We start from the raw sequence: 17,800 nt of genomic DNA, 5'->3' as shown, positions 1-17,800 counted from the left end.
CCGAACGCAGGCGCTCACGTCTGTCGCTGAGCGCCGTCTGCCGGCGACAGGGCAATCGTGGCCTATTGGCAGGCGGCCATGTCGAAGCGTTCGGTCGGTTGCCGTCCGTCGCTGGGAATGAGCTCGACGCTCGTACTCGACCAGGCAGTGAAGGTTCGCCTTGGTACTGTGCCCGGCCGGGAAGAGGTGAGCGTGGTCAACGTCGTGGTACAGCGTCCCGCACGTCGAGTCGTGGTGACCGTGGCGGCGGGGGCGGTGCTCGGTCTGCTGGCGTTCGCGGTCGACGCCGTCGACGGCACGGCCGAGCAGGTCATGATCGCTGTGGTCAGCAGCGGCCTCGCTTGGGGTTCAGCGGCGTTGCTGGCCGGGCACGCGGCCCCGGATCGTCGCAGTGCGGTGACAGGTGCGACCGTGTTGCTGGCTTCGGCCACTCTCGTCTACTACTTCCTGATCCTGGTGATCAGCCGCCGCTGGAGCGGCGGCACGCTGGCCGACGGATCATCGGCGCACTGGTCCGGTTTGCGTTCGCTGGCGGTCATGACCACGGCCTGGTTGCTGGTATCGATGGTCGCGGGACCGTTACTGGGCCTGTTGGGTCAGATGACGCGCACCGCGCGGCTGGCGGGCGCCGCGCTGGCTGCCGGTGCCGCCTGCGGGTTGCTGTCCGGCGAGGGATGGCTGCAGGTCGTTCTGGCACCCCCCTGGCGCCTTCGGATGGTTGACGGACCGGACGGCGCCTTCGCCCGCGAAGCCCTCGCCACAGAGATGGTCCAGGTCCTTGTGCCACTCGCCGTGCTCGCGTGGCTGGCGTCGACCCGACGCCTCTGGCGAGCGTGGTACCTCATGTTCGTCGCGATGGCGATCACCGCAACGCTGAGCGCGCTGCTCTGGCACCTGATCCGTGCCGCCGCGAACCAGCTGGGCTGAGCACCCGCCCAGCAGCGCAACGTCACTGACAAGCCGCCCCGCTTTCAGGGAGCCTCTTGATCATGCGCTGACGGCCATGGGCGAAGTATCCGTGGCAGTACTTGGAGGAGCTGCGGCAACGTGCCGTTCGTCTATATCGCGACTCGGATCCGAAACCGGTGATCAAGCGGCTGGGTTCCGCCGGACAGGTGTGCCCGAAGTGCACGAAAGTCCGAGGTGCGGCGGCCGCGCACGCCGATCACGTGCGCGGCCGCCGCCCCGGTCAGGAACCCGCGTACCAGGCCTGCAGGTCTACCACCAGGTTGGTGGTGCCCGCGCTGACGTTGCGGACGCGGATCTTGCCGTCCGTGCCGACCGGCACCTTGGCCATGCCGCCGCGGGCCAGGTCGGCGGTGGGCGGGTAGTTGGACAGCGACGTGCCCGGCTCGGTGCCGCCGACCGGCCAGGCGTGCAGGTAGCCGCCGGCCGTGTTGTCCACCACGACGAAGTTCACCACTGCGGTGGCGCCCGGCGGAAGGCCGGTGGCGACGTCGACGGTGCCGTTCGCCGGCATCGGCGCGGGGTTGCTGCGGGTGTCGACCAGCCGTCGCGCCGCCAGGGTGCGCAGGCCCGCGCCGGTGGCGGGGGCGCCGGTGAAGTAGCCGGTCGCCGTCATCACCAGGTGGATCGGTGAGCCGCTGTTGTTGGTGAAGGTAGCCCGCCCGTCCGTGCCGAGCCGCACCGCCACGCCGTGTGACGTGGTGCCCGGGACGTAGTCCATGACGCTGCGACTGGTGCCGCCGGTCGCGAACGTACCGATCCAGCCCTGTGCGGTGGCGCCGGTGGCGATCAGGTCGACGAACGCGGCGGACGCCCCGGTGGGGATCACCCCGCCGGTGAAGGGGAACGTCCGGCTGCCACCGCTCGGGATCGCCGTCGTGCCGCCACCGCCGAGCCCACTGCGGGTGTCCACCAGCCGGGTCGGCGTGACGGGCACGTAACCGCCGCCGGACGTGCCGGCGCGGGTGTAGTAGCCCTGCACGTCGACGATGATGTGTACGCCGCCGCCGTTGTTGTAGACGGAGAGCTTGCCGCTGGCCGGCACCGCCACCACGGCACTGTTCGACAGGATCTGGTCGCCGGTCACGTTCAGTGTGGACAGCGCCGCCGGCCGGGTGGTGCCCTCGGGGAACACGGTCAGGTACATCCCGGCGGTCGTGGTCACCGCGGTAACGTCCACCAGCACCGCGGTCACGCCGGTGGCGGGTATCCCGCCGACGCCGGTGACGGGGAACGACGTGGTGGTGCCGGCCGCCTTGACGCCCGGTGCGCCGCCGATCGAGCCGCGGGTGTCGAGGACCGCCGCGCTCGTGGGGAGGCGGACGAACGTGCCTCCGCGGACGGTCTGGCGGACCCAGGCGGCGATGTCGTCGAGCCGGGTCTCCGTCGCCGTGGCGGTCGCGTCGGCCGGCGCATCGAGGCAGCCGGCCTGACCGGACGTGGTGTGCACGCCGACGAGTTCGAATCCGGCGCCGCGTGGCCGCAGGGCCGGTCCGCCCGCGTCGCCCTTGCAGATACCGACCGACGCGCCCACGGCCGGGGCGACGTCGATGGTGGCGCCGCCGACGGTCTGGACGGTCAGGTCGCCGCGGTGCAGGCGGCGCGGCACCCAGGTGGTGGCGGTGCGGCCGTACCCCAGGATCTGCAGCGTCTCGCCGGCGGTCGGCGCGACGGCGGCGACCGGAACCGGCGCGACGTCGATGACCGGGGCGGAGAGCTTGGCCAGGGCCAGCTGGCGGCTCGGGTGCGGCACAACGTCGACGACGCGGCGCTGCTGGCCGCCGGTCGCCTGCAGGTCGGCCCGCCCGACGGTGACCGTGGTCGTCTCGGCGGGCGCGCCGCCGGTACCGGCGAAGCAGGCGGCGCTGGTGGCGACCCACTCCGGGTCGATCAGGGCGCCGGAGCATCCGCGCACCAATTCGCCGACCTGGATGTGTGCCGCGAACGCGTACCCGTCGGCCGGTGTGCCGCCGGTGACGCCCGAGGCCGGAGCGGAGCCCACCCCCGCGGCCAGGGTCAGCACAGCCAACGCTGCAGCCAGCCCGGTTCGGCGTACGGCCCGTCTCGCGCGGCTGCGTGCAGCAGTCATCCTCGTGTCCATCGACAAGGCCTCCCCGTGTGTCCCCTGAATGGAATCCCGCGGGTCACCCTAGCCTTGCTTTTTGGCTTTTAGGGGGCTGCCCGGGCGCGCCGTTCTGTCGTGATCGGACAGCGGGCGGCCATCGATGACCGTGCCACCTCGCTGACGAGGAGCGTGACCCTGATCCGAAGTCCGTGATGAGAGCAGTGTGCCGCAACCCATCGACCGTCTCGAATCGCTACGGCGACGATGTCGGCCGTGGCGGTCGCATCGGAGGCCGTCCCCGGGCGTGTGCTTCGACCGCAGGGCGGTGGTGAAGGAGCGTCCTTGATCCCCTGCACGGATCCGGCCGATGCGCGGATGATTCTCAGCCCAGGGTCAGACGGTGGATGCCCCATGCGGTGAGCAGCGCCCGCTCGTCGTCGGTGACGGCGGAACGACCGGTCGCCTTGCGAAGCGCGATCGCCGCGTCTCCGCCCAGCATGGTGATCGCCATAGGCGAATCCGTTCCGAACAGCATGTGGCCGAGGTGTGTCAGAGACCGGAAACCCGCCGCCCGGCACGCTCGTACCGGTCCCGGACCGGGCCCTTACCCGGTTCTTACCTCGACGCCCTACGTTCTGTCCGCATGACCGACCGCCGTGCGCTGTCCCATCTTCTGCGCCGCCTCACGTTCGGGCCGACCTCGGCCGAGGTCGACACGGCAGCGCGAGCCGGCTACGACGCCACCCTCACCGGGCTGCTGCGTCCCGTACCCCTGCCGTCGCCGCCCGATCTCGGTGCCGACCCTCTCGCCCGGCTCGGGCCGGGCGCCGGCCGCGAGCAGCGACAGCAGGCGCGCCGCATCCAGAAAGAGCAGGTCACCGCGCTGACCCGATGGTGGCTGGCTCGGATGACCGGCCCGGTGGCGGCGGAGAAGCTCACCCTGTTCTGGCACGGCCATTGGGCGACCAGTGCCCGCAAGGTCCGCTCGGCGCAGCTCATGCTCGCCCAACAGCAGACCCTGCGACGGTACGGGCCAGGCGACACCGGACCACTGGTGCGGGCGATGCTGCGCGACCCCGCACTGATTCTCTGGCTGGACGGTCAGCGGAACACCCGCCGGGCGCCGAACGAGAACCTGGCCCGGGAACTGATGGAACTGTTCACTCTCGGACTCGGTGCCTTCACCGAGGAGGACGTGAAGGCGGGCGCCCGGGTGCTCACCGGCTGGCAGGTCGACCGGGCCACCGGCGTCGTGACGCTGAATGCCGGGCGGCACGACAACCGTCCGGTCGCCCTGCTCGGGCGGACCGGGACGTGGGACGCCGACGCGTACGCCGACCGGCTCGTCGGGCATGAGGCGCACCTGCCGTTCCTGGCACGACGGCTGTGGGTGCGCTACGCCGCCGCACCAGGCCCGTCGCCGGCCGCCACGGCGCGGATCGTCGCCGCGGGCCGGAACACGACCGCGATGCTGGAAGCCGTGTGCCGGGATCCGGAGTTCGCGGCGACCCGCGGCCAGTTGGTCAAACAGCCGGTCGAATGGCTGGTCGGCGCGTTGCGCCAACTCGGTGTGGACCCCGCCCGCCTCGAGGAGCAGCAGCAACGACGTCTACTGACGAGCCTGCGCGGGCTCGGCCAGGTTCCGCTGCTGCCGCCGTCGGTGGGCGGCTGGCCGGTCGGCGCCGCCTGGCTGACGACAGCCACGACACTTGCCCGGCTGCGGACCGCGCAGACGCTGACGCAACTCGCCCCGGCGACCGCCGACCGGCTCACCGGTACGGATCGGGTCGAGGCACTCGGTGACCTGCTGGTCGTGGACGCCTGGACATCGGGCACCCGGCAGGCGCTGGAATCGACGAAGGACCCACGCCGGCTGCTGACCCTCGGCCTGGCCAGCCCCGAATACGCCGTGCACTGAGGAGACACCGACATGGACGCCATCACCCGTCGCCGGTTCCTGATCGCCAGCGGCGTCACCGGTGCCGCCGCCCTCGCGGCCCGGGCCACGGCCTGCACACTCGACGACATCCTCGCCACGTCCGGCGACCGCGACCACGCCGCGAAGACCCTGGTCCTGGTCACCCTCTACGGCGGCAACGACGGACTCAACACCGTCATCCCGTACGCGGACCCGGCGTACCCGGCGGCCAGGCCCGGCATGACGTACGACTCCGGCGTCATCCTGCCGTTGGACGACGCGTTCGGTCTCAACCCGGGGCTGAGCGGCCTGCACGGGCTCCACCGGCAACAGCGACTGGCCGTCGTGCACGGTGTCGGGTATCCGCGCCCGAACCGTAGCCACTTCCAGTCGATGGACATCTGGCAGACCGCGCAGCCCGACCGGCCCGGCACCACCGGCTGGCTCGGGCGCTGGCTGGACACCGCCGGTGGCGACCCGCGGCTGGCGATCTCCTTCGAACCGGCTCTGCCGCCACTACTGGCCGGAGCCACGAGTGCCGGCGCGACCGTACCCGGTGGACAGCTTTCCCTGCCGGGAGGCCTGACGGCCGAGACTCTCGACCGGCTCGCCGCACCGGAGCCCGGCGCCTCTCCCGCACTGTCCCGCGCGGCCGCCTGCTTCGCCGACCAGATGCGGGTGCAGGACATGATGCGGCAGGTCACCGAGGGGACCGACGAGGACGAGACCGACGACGATGAGCCACCGGCGGCGACAGCCACCGGCGGCGCCGCACCGCCGCTCGATCAACAGCTCGCCCTGGTCGCCCGCTGCATCGAGGCCGGCGCGGCGACCCGGGTGTACTCGGTGTCGCTGGGCGGTTTCGACCTGCACGCCGACGGCAAGGACTCCCAGCAGGCGCAGCTCGCCAGGCTCGACAAGCCACTGACGGCGTTCGCCGAGCGGATGGCCGGTAAAGGCGTCGTGGTGGCGGTCTACTCCGAGTTCGGCCGGCGGGTGCACGCCAACGCCTCCGACGGCACCGACCACGGCACCGCCTCCACCGTGTTCCTGCTCGGCGACGGGGTGCGTGGTGGCCGGTACGGTGAGCCGCCCAGCCTGACCGATCTCGACGACGGCGACCTCAAACACACCGTCGACTTCCGTGACGTCTATGCCGCGCTGCTCGCCGACGTGCTGGGCAGCGACCCGGAACGCTCGCTCGACGGCTGGACCGGACGGCTGGCCGGCGTACTCGGCTAGACCCAGGACCGTGGGGACCGGGCGAAGTGGTGGCCCTCAGCGGCCCGGCGGCGCCGTGCTGTTCTGGATCGCGCTCGGTGGCCGGCTCGATCCGGTGCGGGCCTCCGATGATCCTGCCGAGGTCCAGGGGGAGTGAGGTGAATCGCTGCCTGAGTCGTACCAGGCGGGGTAGGTTTCTGTTCAGGTGTGCCGGGAAGCCTGGTCGGCGATGTCTTCGTCGTGCCCTGCTGAAGGAGTCCCGTGACCGCAACACCCCCGACTCGCCCGACCCGCCACCTGTTCGGCCGGGGGAGCTGGCCGGAGGTCAGCCGGATCGGCGACATCCTGCGCACCGAGACCGTCGGTGGCGCGCTGCTGCTCGGCGCTGCGGTGCTGGCACTGGTCTGGGCGAACTCGCCGTGGTCGGACGGCTATCACGATCTGGTCGCCTGGCAGGTCGGGCCGCATGCGCTGCACCTGGATCTGACTCTCGCGCAGTGGGCGGGCGACGGGCTGTTGGCGATCTTCTTCTTCGTCGCGGGGCTGGAGTTGAAACGCGAGTTCGTCGCCGGGGATCTGCGGGATCCGCGTCGGGCGGTGATGCCGGTCGCCGCCGCGGTGGGTGGGATGACGGCACCCGCGCTGATCTACGTGGCGATCAACGCGAGCACCGAGGGCGGAAATTTGTCCGGCTGGGCGGTGCCGACCGCCACCGACATCGCGTTCGCCCTGGCAGTGCTCGCGGTGATCTCCACCCACCTGCCGGCGGCGTTGCGCACGTTCCTGCTGACTCTCGCGGTCGTCGACGACCTCCTCGCCATTGTGATCATCGCGGTGTTCTACACCAGTTCGCTGTCCCTGCTGCCGCTGGCCGTAGCGCTGGTGCCGTTGGGGTTGTTCGCGGTGCTGGTCCAGCGGCGGGTCCGTTCGTGGTGGCTGCTGCTCCCGTTGGCCGCGGCCACCTGGGTGCTGGTGCACGCGTCCGGCGTGCATGCCACGGTGGCCGGGGTGCTGCTCGGCTTCATGGTCCCGGTGCTGCGCCGCAGCGACGGGGACGGTCCGGGGCTGGCGGAGCATTTCGAGCACCGGTGGCGGCCGTTGTCGGCCGGGTTCGCGGTGCCGGTCTTCGCGTTCTTCGCCGCCGGTGTGTCGGTCGCCGGCGCGGGCGGTCTCGGCGAGACGCTGCGCGATCCGGTCACGATCGGCATCGTCGCCGGTCTCGTGGTCGGCAAATGTGTCGGAGTGCTCGGCTCGACGTGGCTGGTGCAGCGGTTCACCCGCGCGACCCTCGGCGAGGGCGTGAGCTGGTGGGATGTGCTTGGCCTGGCGCTGCTGGCGGGGATCGGGTTCACCGTGTCGCTGCTGATCGGTGAACTCGCCTTCGGGGTGGGCAGTGAGAGCGACGAGCATGCCCGGATCGGGATCCTGGCCGGTTCGCTGATCTCGGCGCTGTTGGCCATGGTGGTGCTGCGGGCCCGTAACCGCCACTACCGGCAGCTGTGTGCGGCCGAGGAACGCGACACCGACGCCGACGGCATCCCCGACTTCTGGGACGACGACACCGTACGACCCTGACCCGTCGCCGGGCCCTTCCCGCGGATGCGGGAGGGGCCTCCGGTGCCGGCGAGTTCCTGCCACTGGGTATCGCCCCATCCCATTACCGACAGCCGTCGGCAAAGCCGCTTGCCCCTGCGTCCGGGTGATCACCTGCCCCGGCCGCCTGGCCAACCTGCCATGGAGACGACACCGCGCGGGGCGGCCTCCACAGGCACCCTGCCCCTCCGTGCCCGGCTGAAGGGCGCGAAGCCTCGCTACTGAGGCGCCGACCTCAGTAGACGCACGGCGTTCCCCCCGTTGCACAGCAACTCACCTGCAACGCCTGATCTTCTTGTCCCTCGTGTCGGCCGGCCGACAAGAGAGATCGAAGATCAAAGACCCAGCGAGAGTGAAGGTTCACATGCGCCGTTACGTCGTTGGTTCACTGGCGGCGGGTGTGCTGGCCGCCGTCGCCGCGTTCGCGTTGCCGTCCGGTACCACCGATTGGCAGCCCGTCACGTACGGGCTCACCGCGGACCCGGAACGACTGGTGCCACAGACTGTTTCCGCTGCTCAGCCGGCGCGAGTGCTCAGCACCGCCCGCGACGCCGCCGGCCGCCCCGTCGTCACCGTCCGCAAGGCCACCGACCGGGCCGCCGCCATCGCAGCGGTCAAGGCCGCCCAGCAGGCCCACGGAGCGATCGGTGTCGAACTCGACGCGCCGGTGACCGCCCTCGGCGCGCCTACCGGCACCGACGCCTACCGCAGCCGGCAGTGGTCGTTGGCCACGATGAACGTGGCTCAGGCATGGCAGGCCTCCACCGGCACCGGTATCACCGTCGCAGTGATCGACAGCGGCGTCGACGCCGGGCATCCGGACCTCGCCGGCCAGGTCCTGCCCGGTGTCGACCTCATCGCCGGCACCGAAGGCGTCAGCACCGACCCGAACGGCCACGGCACCCATGTGGCCGGCACCATCGCCGCGGTCACGGGCAACGGTACGGGCGTCGCAGCGGTGGCCCCGGACGCGAAGATCCTGCCGATCAGGGCGCTGGACGCCGACGGCTCCGGCTACATGTCCGATACCGCGACCGGCATCGTCTACGCCACCGACCACGGCGCCCACGTCATCAACATGTCCCTGGGCGGCACCGAGCCCAGCGCCGCGGTCAGCAACGCGATCTCGTACGCCCGCAGTAAAGGCGTGGTCGTGGTCGCCGCCGCCGGCAACAGCCGCGCGTCCGGCAGCCCCACCTCGTACCCGGCCGCGGACCAAGGGGTCATCGCGGTCGCGTCGACGACCTCCAGCGACTGGTACAGCAACTTCTCCAACCAAGGCGACTACATCGACGTCGCAGCCCCCGGCAGCGGCATCATCAGCACCTACCCGCAAGCGTCGGGCAACGCGTACGTGTCCATGAACGGCACCTCGATGGCCGCCCCGCACGTAGCGGCACTCGCCGCACTGCTCAAGGGCTACCGCCCGGCGCTGACCCCCGACGAGGTCCAGCAGGCGATGGAGGTCTCCGCGGTCGACCTGGGAACTCCCGGTGAAGACAGCGACTACGGCCACGGCCGGGTCGACGCCGCCGCCGCACTGGCCGCGATCACCCCGGCCACCACCGCCCCGACTCCTGCTCCGTCGACCGACACGGTCGTCCCCGACGTGGCGAAGCCGAGCACCCCGGCATCGGCCGGTCCTCCGCCGACCACGGTGGCCCCGCCGCCGAGCCCCGCCACGGTGCCCTCGCAGCCGACGGCGCCGTCACCCACCACCACGACACCGACACCAGCCCCGAGCATTCCCGCCGAAAAACCGTCCCTGCCTCCCGCCACACCGCGCCCGACGACGCCTCCGCCGCCGCCGGCCGCAGCACCCCCGACGACGCCTCCGCCGCCTCCCGCCACATCGCACCCGACGCCGTCGGCGCCTCCGGCCGCAGCACCCCCGACGACGCCACCGGCGCCTCCGGCCACATCGCCTCCCACCACGCCGCCGGCGCCTCCCGCCGCATCGCCCACGCCGACCCTGGTGAAGCCGGTGGTCACAGCGAACGTGACAGCGAAGACGGTCCGCTACGGCACCAAGGTCCAAGTCGTCTTCACCGTGAAGGCCAACGGCAAGGCCTGGGCCGGCAAGACCGTTCAGGTCTGCGACGCAGCCGGTTGCCGGGCCCGAACCACGTCCTCCAGCGGAGCCGTGACCAGCGACCCCGCTACGGTCAAGGGCCGCTACGCGGTCTACCTCAAGGTGCCCGCCACCACGACCAGCACCGCCGTGACCTCTGCGGCGTCGACGTTCAAAGCCGGCGCGGCGGTCAGCGCCACCCGTCACAGCAAGACGGCGATGCGTGTGAACGTCACCGGCGCGGTCGGGCAGACCGTCCGGATCCAGCGCCTCTCCGGCAAGACGTGGGTGACGGTCAAGACCTACCGCGCTACCGCGAACGCCACGGTCCGCGGGTTGGCCGCCAGGCAGCAGTACCGCGTCGTGGTCGTGGCCACCGACACGATCGGCGCAGCGACGAGCCCCACCGTCCGGCTGTGATCGCAGCCTCGTCCCGCATCATTCGGTTGCACGTCTGATGATACGGGACGAGGCCAGACATCACTGCCTACAGGCACAGTCCCCATACGCCGGCATCATCCGGTGACGCGCATCCCACGACGCCGGCGTCTGCATCCCACCGAGACGGGATACAGACGCCGGCGTGTGGACAGCCGCGCTACGTGCGCCGCCTGCCGATCATGCTCAGACCAGGCGCCGGACCACGTAGTTCCTGCTCCAGATCTTCTGCTTGCTGACCGTCTTGCCGGTCCGCGGAGCCGACCACATCTTGCCGCCACCGGCGTAGATGCCCGCGTGCGTGCCGCGCGCCCCCTTGCGGATGATGATCAGGTCACCGGGGCGGGCCTTGGACTTGGCCACGGCCTTGCCGTACCGCTGCTGCAGATTCGCCTTGTGGGGCAGCTTCTTGCCTGTCGCCTTCTTGTAGACGTACAGGGTGAAACCGGAGCAGTCGAACCGTTTCGGCCCGGCCGCGCCGAACTTGTACTTCTTGCCCTTGTGCCGGGCCGCCTCGCTCACGACCCGGGTACCGGCCAGCTGGGCTTTGGCGGTGGCCGACGTGACGGTGACGGTCGCGGGGCTCACCGCCGCGGCCTGCGGCAGGGCCCAGACGGCGGCGACGGTGGACGTCTGCGGGGCGGCGGTGGCGGACTGCGGTGTGCCGAGTCCGCCGGTGAGAAGGCCGAAACCCACGGACAGGGCGACAGTGCCGGCTCCCAGGGTACGGGTGGGCCGGCTCAGGGTGCTTACGCGCACGGTGAAGGAATCCCTCCGGCACGCCTGCGAGGTTAGCTGTCGGATTCGGGCGCGAAGGATTGCCCGGCCGCGAGTTGCGGCTTCACCCCGAGGCCCTCCGGCCGGAGCGCCGCGAACGGCGTACCGGTCGAGGGCCGATATGTGGTTCCCCCGTCCCTGCCCCCGAATGCCTCATGAATCGTCATGCGGTTCGTGCCGCCGGACCGGGGCAGGGCTCGGCGTGGTCCGGGTCGGCACGACCGGCGGGCTGCTGCCCGCCGCTCATCCTTGATAGCCCAGGTCTCCGGTGCGCCCTTCCGGCGGCATGGTCACTGTGTGTAGTTTTTACTGCGACCGGTGTCCGGTTTGGAAGACCGGTGCGAGGTATGCCGCGACGTCCCGCTTCCGCTTGATTACGCGCTGGTGGCCTTGATCTGTGAAAGGGAACACGAAAATGCCCGGACCGTCGCTCCGCGTCACTCCGGTTGGGGTCAGCCGGTTCGTGACGCCCGGCAGACTGCCGGCCCACCGATCATGACCGGCCGTACGGATGGCACCCGCCCAACCGGTGATGCGATCGCGCAGTCGTGGGCCGAGCGGGGAGGCCCCCGCCGCATCGGCAGGCCGAACCGGAACCGTCGCCGACTACGCCTCGCGGACGCCGTAGAGACGCAGGATGCTGTGACGCAGGGCCGCCGTCGTCTGCGTGGCGGTCATGCGGCCGGCGGCGAACTCGGCGCCTGCGGCATGACCGAGCGCGATCGTGGCGGAGACCAGCCAGGCCGGGCTGAGGGTGCCGTCGAACTCGCCGGTGTCCTGGCCGCGTTCGATCAGCCGCTCCAGTCGCTCGACGACGGGGGCATGCCGGCGGTCGGTGTCGGTCGGGTCGGCGGCGATCACCGAGGGGTGCTGAAGGAGTGGGTAGCGCTCGAACAGCTGCCAGGTGACGTCCAGCCAGCCCAGCATCACCTCGGTGGCGGGGCCGCCGTTCTCGGTGGCCGCGTCGAGGGCGGCCGTGGCTTCGGCGGTGATGCGGTCGATGACCGCGTTGATCAGTAGTGGCCGGGACGGGTAGTGGGCGTACACCGTCTGGCGGGTGACGCCGGCTTCGGCGGCGATCTGCTCCACCGTCGCCTCAGCGACGAAGACCCGGCGACCGTGTTCGACCGCTACCACACTCCGGACTATGAGCTGGTCAACGACGGCGTGCTGCTGAACCGGCAGCGACTGCTGGACCACATCCGTCCGGCCCGCAGGCGGGCCGCCGGCCTCAGTGTCGAGGTGGAGCAGGCCCTGGTGGACGGAGACCAGGTCGCCGCCCGGTACCGGCTCACGGCACAGATGCACAAGGGCGGCGCCATCACCACCGAGATCTACATGTTCGGGGAGTTGGCTGCCGACGGTCGGCTGCGTCGCGCCACCCAAGCCACCCGAACGCTCCGATCGGAATAGCACCACAGATACGCACCGTCAGTCGCCGGGGCCGCGCCTCGGACGACTGAGGCACGACCTCCGGTATCTTGCCCTCCATGCAACCACGGGTGTCAGCGGCAGTACCGGTGTGTTACGTCCGCGATCTCGCAGCCAGCCGGGCCTTCTACTCCTTGTTCGGCTACACGGAGGTACGCGCGGGAGACGACGGTGACAGCCGATGGTCCTACCTGCAATGCGGTGAGCACACCCTGTTGCTGGCCTACGTCCAGCCGCCGCTGATCCAGGTCGAGCTGCCGCTGCTGATCTACCTCTACGTCGAGGACCTCGCAGTGGTGAACGCCGGACTGGACGACGCCGGTATCGGCTACGAACTCGCCGGCTACCCCGACCACGCACCCGGCGGCGAGTTCCGTACGAAAGACCCCGACGGCAACGTCGTCCTGGTCGGGCAGCGGGCCGCCGTCAGCCCGGAGAGCCGGGCCGTGCCGTCCGGCGCGGCGGCACGACTGTCCCTGATCCAGCAGGCGGCCGAGGCCATCAGCCGCCGTGGCGGCGCGCCGGCGAACTGCCAGATCGGGCTGCCGGACGGCGGGGCGTGCGCGGAGCCGGCCGAATTGAAGCTGGCCGACCCGTGGGGCGAGACGGTGTGGGGCTGCAGCACCCACGCCGATGAGGCGCTGCTCAACGCCCGCAGCTCGTTCATCGCGACCGAGGACGCCTACGGGCTGGGGCCCTGGCTTCGCCACCGGCAGCGCCGCGACCAGTAGAAGCCGGGCCGACGCCATGCTTCGGTCACCGCCGTGAGCAGCAAGACCGTGCCACCAGGACGCGCCGGTGATCAGTCGTTGTCGCGGGCGAGCAGGTCGTAGGTCAGCTCGGAGATGTTCTGAGCACCGGCCGGGGCCTGCGGGACCTCGACGCCGCCGTACTGGGTGACCGTGATGACCAACGGTGCCTCCGGCTGGTCGTCCGGCGACTGGGACGCGAGCGTCCCCGGCAACGTGAGCGTGAAACTGGCCAGGCGGCCCTGTCCGTCGAGAGTGGCCTGGTATTTCATCGATTTCGCCGGCGGGCCGTAGTAGCTCGCCGGTTCGCCGATGACCAGGTTCAGCTCCTCATCGACCATGGTGGCGTCGAGGGTGCCGGTGATCGAGTCGCCGGTGCGTTGCGCGGTCGTCACCGCGCTGATCAGCTCGTCGGCGCCGGTGATGTCCGGCTTGTCGGTGGTGGGTGCGGGGGCGACGTAGTCCAGCGAGCTCTGCTCGTCGACGGCGGCCACCGCGACGAGCCGCCGCTCATCGGTACGGAGCCAGTGCCTACCGCTCAACTGGGCGATGCTGGCCTCGTACCGCTCGACCTCGGCCTGCGGAAGGCCGGCATTCTTCAGCTGGTCGATGACTTCGGGTTGGCTGTACGTGCCCGCGCCGGCCGGCTTCAGGTACGTGGTGTCGCCGGCCCGCATGATGGTCATCGCCCCGCGATATTCGACGACGTAGCCGTCGGGCACGTCGATCTGGGCGCGGACGATGTCGGTGACCAGGTACGCGCCTGTGCGGCTGAACGCGTAGTTTCCCGACTTCAGCCCCTCCAGCGCGTTGTCGAGGTCCTGGATCGCGGTGCCGGAGCCGACGACGGCCGGATCGTTGTCGACGGCGGGCCGCAACGCGGCGATGCCACCGGTCACCGCCATCAGAGCCACAGCGGCGCCGGCCGCGCTGGCGAGGCGACGGCGAGTGCGCCGGCGCTTGCCGTCGCGCAGCACTGAGCCGGGTTCGAGGGGGTCGGTGGCGTGGGTCAGGTTGTTCATGGCGTTGCGCAGGTCGTCCTGGGTGGGAGTCATGACTGCTCCTGGATGCCGTGGGAGGTGGGGGAGCTGCGAACGTCGTCGTCCAGCGCGATGCGCATCTTGCGCAGCGCCGTGTGGCAGGTCGACTTGACCGTGCCGACGCTGATGCCGAGCGTGTCGGCCACGTCCCGCTCGGTGTGGTCGTCGAAGTAGCGCAGCACGACGATGGTCCGTTCGCGATGGGTGAGAAGGTCGAGGGCGGCCAGCAACGTTCTGCGGTCGTCGAGCGTGGTGTCCTCGTCTGCGGGGACGTCGGGAACGACATCGACCGGTCGTTCGTGCCGGTGGTGTGCCGTGCGCCACCAGTCGGTGACCGCGTTGGTGACGGACCGCTGCAGATACCCGTACGGATCGTCATGCTCGATCCGTGACCACCGCTGATACGCCCGGACGAGGACGGATTGCACGATGTCCCGAGCCTGTTCACGGTGCCCACAGAGCAACTCGGCGTGCACGATCAGCCGATGCGAGCGAGTCGCCACGAACGTTGTGAAGGACTCGTCGATGTCCCGGCCTCGTCTGAACTTCATGATCTCCCAGACGTAGCGCGCCGCGGAAAGGTTGGGCTCCCGATCCCAGATCCTTGCACCCGGGGCCGTAGCTCAGGTGCGGACGCCGAACCGGCGACCGTTCACCTACGCTGCGGGGGGCCGACGTCGGACCGGCGTCCCGGGCGTAGCGCGGCGTGATGTTGGCCCGGGCCGAGACCGTCGCGTGCCGCCAGCGCGTCGGCGACCGCACCGGTGACGAATCCGTAGACCGTCTTGTGCAGCAGATCGATCACCAGCTCGGGCCGTGGCCAGGTCTGCGGTGGAGCGCCCACGCCGGTGGCGTTCTCCAGGATCTGGTCGTTGGTCAACCGCACGACGGTGAACATCGCCGACGCCCACGGGCCGCGCAGCCCGGCCCGCGCTATGACAGCACGCACCGTCCCGGCCAGCGCGCCCTGCCCGTAATGCATGGCCGGATTCAGCCACGGCCGCTGCGGCGAACCGGTCAGGCGGGCAAGGACCCGCCCGGGCACGCGTGAGTCCGGCCGGCCGGTGAGCCGCTGTTCGATCTTCTCCGCCGCGGTCATCACGGCCGCGCCGACCAGCCCGGCCACCAGACCCTGCCGGATCACCTGCGTCATCGGGTACACCGTTCATCCCTTCGTCATGACCGGCCGAGGCGGGGCCGGCAGCCGGCGCCGTGGAGGCACCCGTCGCGAGCGGCGGCCGTCACCGGAGTCCAGCGGTGGAAGCGGACGCCGTCACCCGGTGCAGCCGGGCGCCCAGTGCCTCGCGCAGTTCCGCGATGCCCTCACCGGTGAGAGCGGAGACGGCGCTCGCGTCCGGGTACGCGCGGCGCAGCGCGGTCACCCACTCCGGCGGCGCCACGTCGATCTTGTTGAGGACCAGCAGCTCGGGAAGATGCCCGGCACCGATCTCATGCAGTACGCCGTGCACGGTGGTGATCTGCCCGAACGCGTCGGGAGCGGAGGCGTCCACGACGTGCAGCATCAGATCGCTGCCGCTGACCTCCTCCAGCGTCGACCGGAACGCGTCGACGAGCTGGTGCGGCAGATTCCGCACGAACCCCACCGTGTCGGTGAGGGTGAACTCCCGGCCACCCGCGACAGTCCGGCGCACCGTGGGATCCAGGGTGGCGAACAGCACGTCCTCGGTCAGCGCCCCGGCCCCGGTGAGCCGGTTCAGCAGGGCCGACTTGCCGGCGTTGGTGTAACCGGTGATCGCCACCGACGGCACCTGGTTACGGGACCGGCGCCGACGGACACGCTCACGTCGGCGAGCCAGCTCGGCGGCCTCCGCCCGCAGCCGGGACGCCCGCCGGCGCAGCGTGCGGCGCTGCACCTCCAGGCGCATCTCACCGGGGCCGCGCACACCGATACCCGCACCGCCGGCCATCCGCCCGCCACCGACCCGGGACAACGCCCGGCCCTCACCGCGCAGCCGCGGCAGCTGGTAGGCGATCTGCGCCAGCTCGACCTGCAGACGGCCCTCACTGGAACGGGCGTGCTCGGCGAAGATGTCCAGGATCAGCGCCGTCCGGTCCACCACCGGCACACCCACCACCTCCTGAAGGTTGCGCGCCTGACCGGGAGTCAGCTCGCCGTCGGCGACGACGAGATCAGCCGTACGGCCGGCGACCAGCTCCGCCAGTTCCTCGGCCCGTCCGGAACCGATGAACGTCGCCGGGTCCGGCCGGTCGCGGCTCTGCACCAGCTCACCCACCACCGACAGCCCGTCGGTGTCGGCCAGCCTGCGCAGCTCCGCCAGCGAGGTGCCGGTGCCCCGCGCGCTCTCACCGGTCTCGTCGCTTCGCCGTACCGCGACCAGTACCGCCTTCGGCTGTTCGGCGCCGTCGCGGATCCCGGATCCCAGCAACCACTTCCCGGCCATCAGATCCCCTTCCGTCGTATCGGTCCGGCCCGACTACCCAGGGTCACGTGACTCATGCGGTGCAAGACGAATGCCCGTGGCCGTACCAGAAGATGAGGTTCTTGCATATCGGATTTTTGATTTGCGCCCGTGGCCCCCGGGGATAGGGTTCAGAGGTCGGTCAAGAAGAGTGCCGTGATCATCCAGTGCGACGCCGTCGCCGGTGGATCCCGGGCTCGGACCCGTCACCGGCCGGGCGTACCGCTCAACCTTCCGTCGCGCTGCGGTGATCTTCATTTGGGTTCATCGATCCACTTGGAGTGAGCGATGCATTCGACCACCATGCGCATCCTCGACAGCCGCCGCGCCGAAGCCGACGCCCGTGCCGTCGATCTGATCAACGCCTACGCGGCATGTGATCCAGCCGATCCGTCCCGGGCACTGCTCCGAGACCAGACGATCGCCGCGTGGCTGCCGATGGCCCAGCGCCTGGCACGCCGATACTCCCAGCGTCCCGAGGCACTCGAGGACCTGACACAGACAGCGACCATCGGACTGATCAAGGCCGTCGACCGATTCGACCCGGCTCAGGGCGCAGACTTCGTCGGGTACGCGTTTCCCACGATCGCGGGCGAGATCAAACGGTACTTCCGGGACCGGGCCTGGTCCGTCCGGGTACCGCGGCGCCTGCAGGAGATGCGGGCGGCGATCAATGACGCGAACACCACCCTGACCCAGTCACTCGGGCACGCGCCGACCATCGCCGACATCGCCGCCCACCTCGACGTCGACGAGGAGAAGGTGATCGAGGGCCTGGAGGGCGCCCAGGCCTACCGCGCCGCCTCACTGAACCTGCCGCTCGGTGAGGACGGCTCCGTCGAACTCGGCGACCTGCTCGGCGCCGAGGACGACGGGTACGAGCGCACCGAATGGCATCTCTGTCTCGGGCCGGCGCTGGCACGTCTGACGCCGCAACTGCGGCGCATCGTGACGCTGCGGTTCTACGGCAACCAGACCCAGTCGCAGATCGGCGCACAACTCGGCATCTCCCAGATGCACGTGTCCCGGCTGCTGGCCAGGGCCCTGACCGAGCTGCGCACGGACCTCGACGCCCGCACCTGACCGGCGA

The 17,800-nt window shown here is 70.7% G+C and carries 17 protein-coding genes and 1 riboswitch; of the genes, 9 read left to right on the top strand and 8 right to left on the bottom strand.

Annotation, left to right across the window (positions count from 1 at the left end):
* The first annotated feature begins 57 nt into the window (after positions 1–57).
* A complete protein-coding gene (locus BC793_RS33255) occupies positions 58–927 on the top strand; it encodes a hypothetical protein (RefSeq protein ID WP_146246542.1) in 870 nt (289 codons plus the stop codon).
* 262 nt (positions 928–1,189) lie between these two features.
* Here BC793_RS33255 and BC793_RS33250 read toward each other — a convergent pair whose 3' ends face one another.
* Positions 1,190–2,989, bottom strand: a complete 1,800-nt coding sequence (locus tag BC793_RS33250) for a S1 family peptidase (protein ID WP_239170430.1) — start codon at positions 2,987–2,989, stop codon at positions 1,190–1,192.
* Positions 2,990–3,413: 424 nt separating this feature from the next.
* The gene (locus tag BC793_RS52445) at positions 3,414–3,542 is read right to left on the bottom strand and encodes a hypothetical protein (RefSeq protein WP_275416269.1); all 129 of its coding nucleotides are present in this window, start codon (positions 3,540–3,542) and stop codon (positions 3,414–3,416) included.
* Positions 3,543–3,674: 132 nt separating this feature from the next.
* Here BC793_RS52445 and BC793_RS33245 point away from each other — a divergent pair, with 132 nt between their 5' ends.
* The 5 genes from BC793_RS33245 (at position 3,675) to BC793_RS33230 (ending at position 10,254) form a co-directional block, all read left to right on the top strand.
* Positions 3,675–4,949, top strand: a complete 1,275-nt coding sequence (locus BC793_RS33245) for a DUF1800 domain-containing protein (protein ID WP_109599770.1) — start codon at positions 3,675–3,677, stop codon at positions 4,947–4,949.
* Between the two features lie 12 nt (positions 4,950–4,961).
* Complete coding sequence (locus BC793_RS33240) at positions 4,962–6,191, top strand: DUF1501 domain-containing protein (RefSeq protein ID WP_109599768.1); 1,230 nt, start codon at positions 4,962–4,964, stop codon at positions 6,189–6,191.
* Between the two features lie 10 nt (positions 6,192–6,201).
* Positions 6,202–6,327, top strand: coding sequence for a hypothetical protein (locus BC793_RS52440; RefSeq protein ID WP_275416270.1), 126 nt, complete (start codon positions 6,202–6,204; stop codon positions 6,325–6,327).
* A 104-nt stretch (positions 6,328–6,431) separates the two neighbouring features.
* On the top strand, positions 6,432–7,745 hold the full coding sequence (gene nhaA, locus BC793_RS33235) for a Na+/H+ antiporter NhaA (protein ID WP_109599766.1): 1,314 nt from the start codon (positions 6,432–6,434) through the stop codon (positions 7,743–7,745).
* A gap of 382 nt (positions 7,746–8,127) precedes the next feature.
* Entirely contained in the window at positions 8,128–10,254 is a 2,127-nt protein-coding gene (locus tag BC793_RS33230) for a S8 family serine peptidase (RefSeq protein ID WP_109599764.1), read from the top strand.
* A 204-nt stretch (positions 10,255–10,458) separates the two neighbouring features.
* Here the strand turns inward: BC793_RS33230 and BC793_RS33225 are convergent, their stop codons facing one another.
* Positions 10,459–11,031, bottom strand: a complete 573-nt coding sequence (locus BC793_RS33225) for a C40 family peptidase (protein WP_109599762.1) — start codon at positions 11,029–11,031, stop codon at positions 10,459–10,461.
* A 6-nt stretch (positions 11,032–11,037) separates the two neighbouring features.
* Positions 11,038–11,225, bottom strand: a riboswitch (cyclic di-AMP (ydaO/yuaA leader).
* Between the two features lie 430 nt (positions 11,226–11,655).
* Positions 11,656–12,186, bottom strand: a complete 531-nt coding sequence (locus BC793_RS33220; RefSeq protein WP_203896437.1) for a TetR/AcrR family transcriptional regulator — start codon at positions 12,184–12,186, stop codon at positions 11,656–11,658.
* Here BC793_RS33220 and BC793_RS33215 point away from each other — a divergent pair.
* Both BC793_RS33215 and BC793_RS33210 read left to right on the top strand, forming a co-directional pair.
* Positions 12,169–12,462: a nuclear transport factor 2 family protein gene (locus BC793_RS33215; protein WP_203896438.1), complete on the top strand. Its 294-nt coding sequence runs from the start codon at positions 12,169–12,171 to the stop codon at positions 12,460–12,462. The genes BC793_RS33220 and BC793_RS33215 overlap by 18 nt on opposite strands.
* 77 nt (positions 12,463–12,539) lie before the next feature.
* The gene (locus BC793_RS33210; RefSeq protein WP_109599760.1) at positions 12,540–13,211 is read left to right on the top strand and encodes a VOC family protein; all 672 of its coding nucleotides are present in this window, start codon (positions 12,540–12,542) and stop codon (positions 13,209–13,211) included.
* Between the two features lie 71 nt (positions 13,212–13,282).
* On the opposite strand, the gene BC793_RS33205 is transcribed toward BC793_RS33210, so the two are convergent.
* From BC793_RS33205 to hflX, 4 genes are all read right to left on the bottom strand, one after another.
* Positions 13,283–14,284 carry a hypothetical protein gene (locus tag BC793_RS33205; RefSeq protein ID WP_109599759.1) on the bottom strand — a complete coding sequence of 334 codons (1,002 nt, stop codon included), beginning with the start codon at positions 14,282–14,284 and terminating at the stop codon, positions 13,283–13,285.
* Positions 14,281–14,820: a SigE family RNA polymerase sigma factor gene (locus tag BC793_RS33200; protein WP_109599757.1), complete on the bottom strand. Its 540-nt coding sequence runs from the start codon at positions 14,818–14,820 to the stop codon at positions 14,281–14,283. Before BC793_RS33200 ends, BC793_RS33205 begins: the two co-directional genes overlap by 4 nt.
* Positions 14,821–14,921: 101 nt before the next feature.
* Positions 14,922–15,422: a hypothetical protein gene (locus BC793_RS33195; RefSeq protein WP_109599755.1), complete on the bottom strand. Its 501-nt coding sequence runs from the start codon at positions 15,420–15,422 to the stop codon at positions 14,922–14,924.
* Between the two features lie 88 nt (positions 15,423–15,510).
* On the bottom strand, positions 15,511–16,692 hold the full coding sequence (gene hflX / locus BC793_RS33190) for a GTPase HflX (RefSeq protein WP_109599753.1): 1,182 nt from the start codon (positions 16,690–16,692) through the stop codon (positions 15,511–15,513).
* 306 nt (positions 16,693–16,998) lie between these two features.
* Between hflX and BC793_RS33185 the strand changes: the two genes are divergently transcribed.
* Complete coding sequence (locus BC793_RS33185; protein WP_109599751.1) at positions 16,999–17,793, top strand: SigB/SigF/SigG family RNA polymerase sigma factor; 795 nt, start codon at positions 16,999–17,001, stop codon at positions 17,791–17,793.
* Positions 17,794–17,800 lie beyond the last annotated feature (7 nt).

It is taken from the genome of Actinoplanes xinjiangensis, from assembly GCF_003148685.1.
GTDB lineage: Bacteria > Actinomycetota > Actinomycetes > Mycobacteriales > Micromonosporaceae > Actinoplanes > Actinoplanes xinjiangensis.
Note: the sequence above shows the minus strand (reverse complement) of the source record. Positions and strands in the feature narration are given on the sequence as shown.

Bases quoted from the DNA above. Each gene is read 5' to 3' on its own strand.
- BC793_RS52445 (WP_275416269.1), bottom strand. From the start codon at position 3,542: ATGGCGATCACCATGCTGGGCGGAGACGCGGCGATCGCGCTTCGCAAG.
- BC793_RS33245 (WP_109599770.1), top strand. From the start codon at position 3,675: ATGACCGACCGCCGTGCGCTGTCCCATCTTCTGCGCCGCCTCACGTTC.
- BC793_RS33240 (WP_109599768.1), top strand. From the start codon at position 4,962: ATGGACGCCATCACCCGTCGCCGGTTCCTGATCGCCAGCGGCGTCACC.
- BC793_RS33230 (WP_109599764.1), top strand. From the start codon at position 8,128: ATGCGCCGTTACGTCGTTGGTTCACTGGCGGCGGGTGTGCTGGCCGCC.
- BC793_RS33210 (WP_109599760.1), top strand. From the start codon at position 12,540: ATGCAACCACGGGTGTCAGCGGCAGTACCGGTGTGTTACGTCCGCGAT.
- BC793_RS33205 (WP_109599759.1), bottom strand. From the start codon at position 14,284: ATGACTCCCACCCAGGACGACCTGCGCAACGCCATGAACAACCTGACC.
- BC793_RS33200 (WP_109599757.1), bottom strand. From the start codon at position 14,820: ATGAAGTTCAGACGAGGCCGGGACATCGACGAGTCCTTCACAACGTTC.
- BC793_RS33195 (WP_109599755.1), bottom strand. From the start codon at position 15,422: ATGACGCAGGTGATCCGGCAGGGTCTGGTGGCCGGGCTGGTCGGCGCG.
- hflX (WP_109599753.1), bottom strand. From the start codon at position 16,692: ATGGCCGGGAAGTGGTTGCTGGGATCCGGGATCCGCGACGGCGCCGAA.
- BC793_RS33185 (WP_109599751.1), top strand. From the start codon at position 16,999: ATGCATTCGACCACCATGCGCATCCTCGACAGCCGCCGCGCCGAAGCC.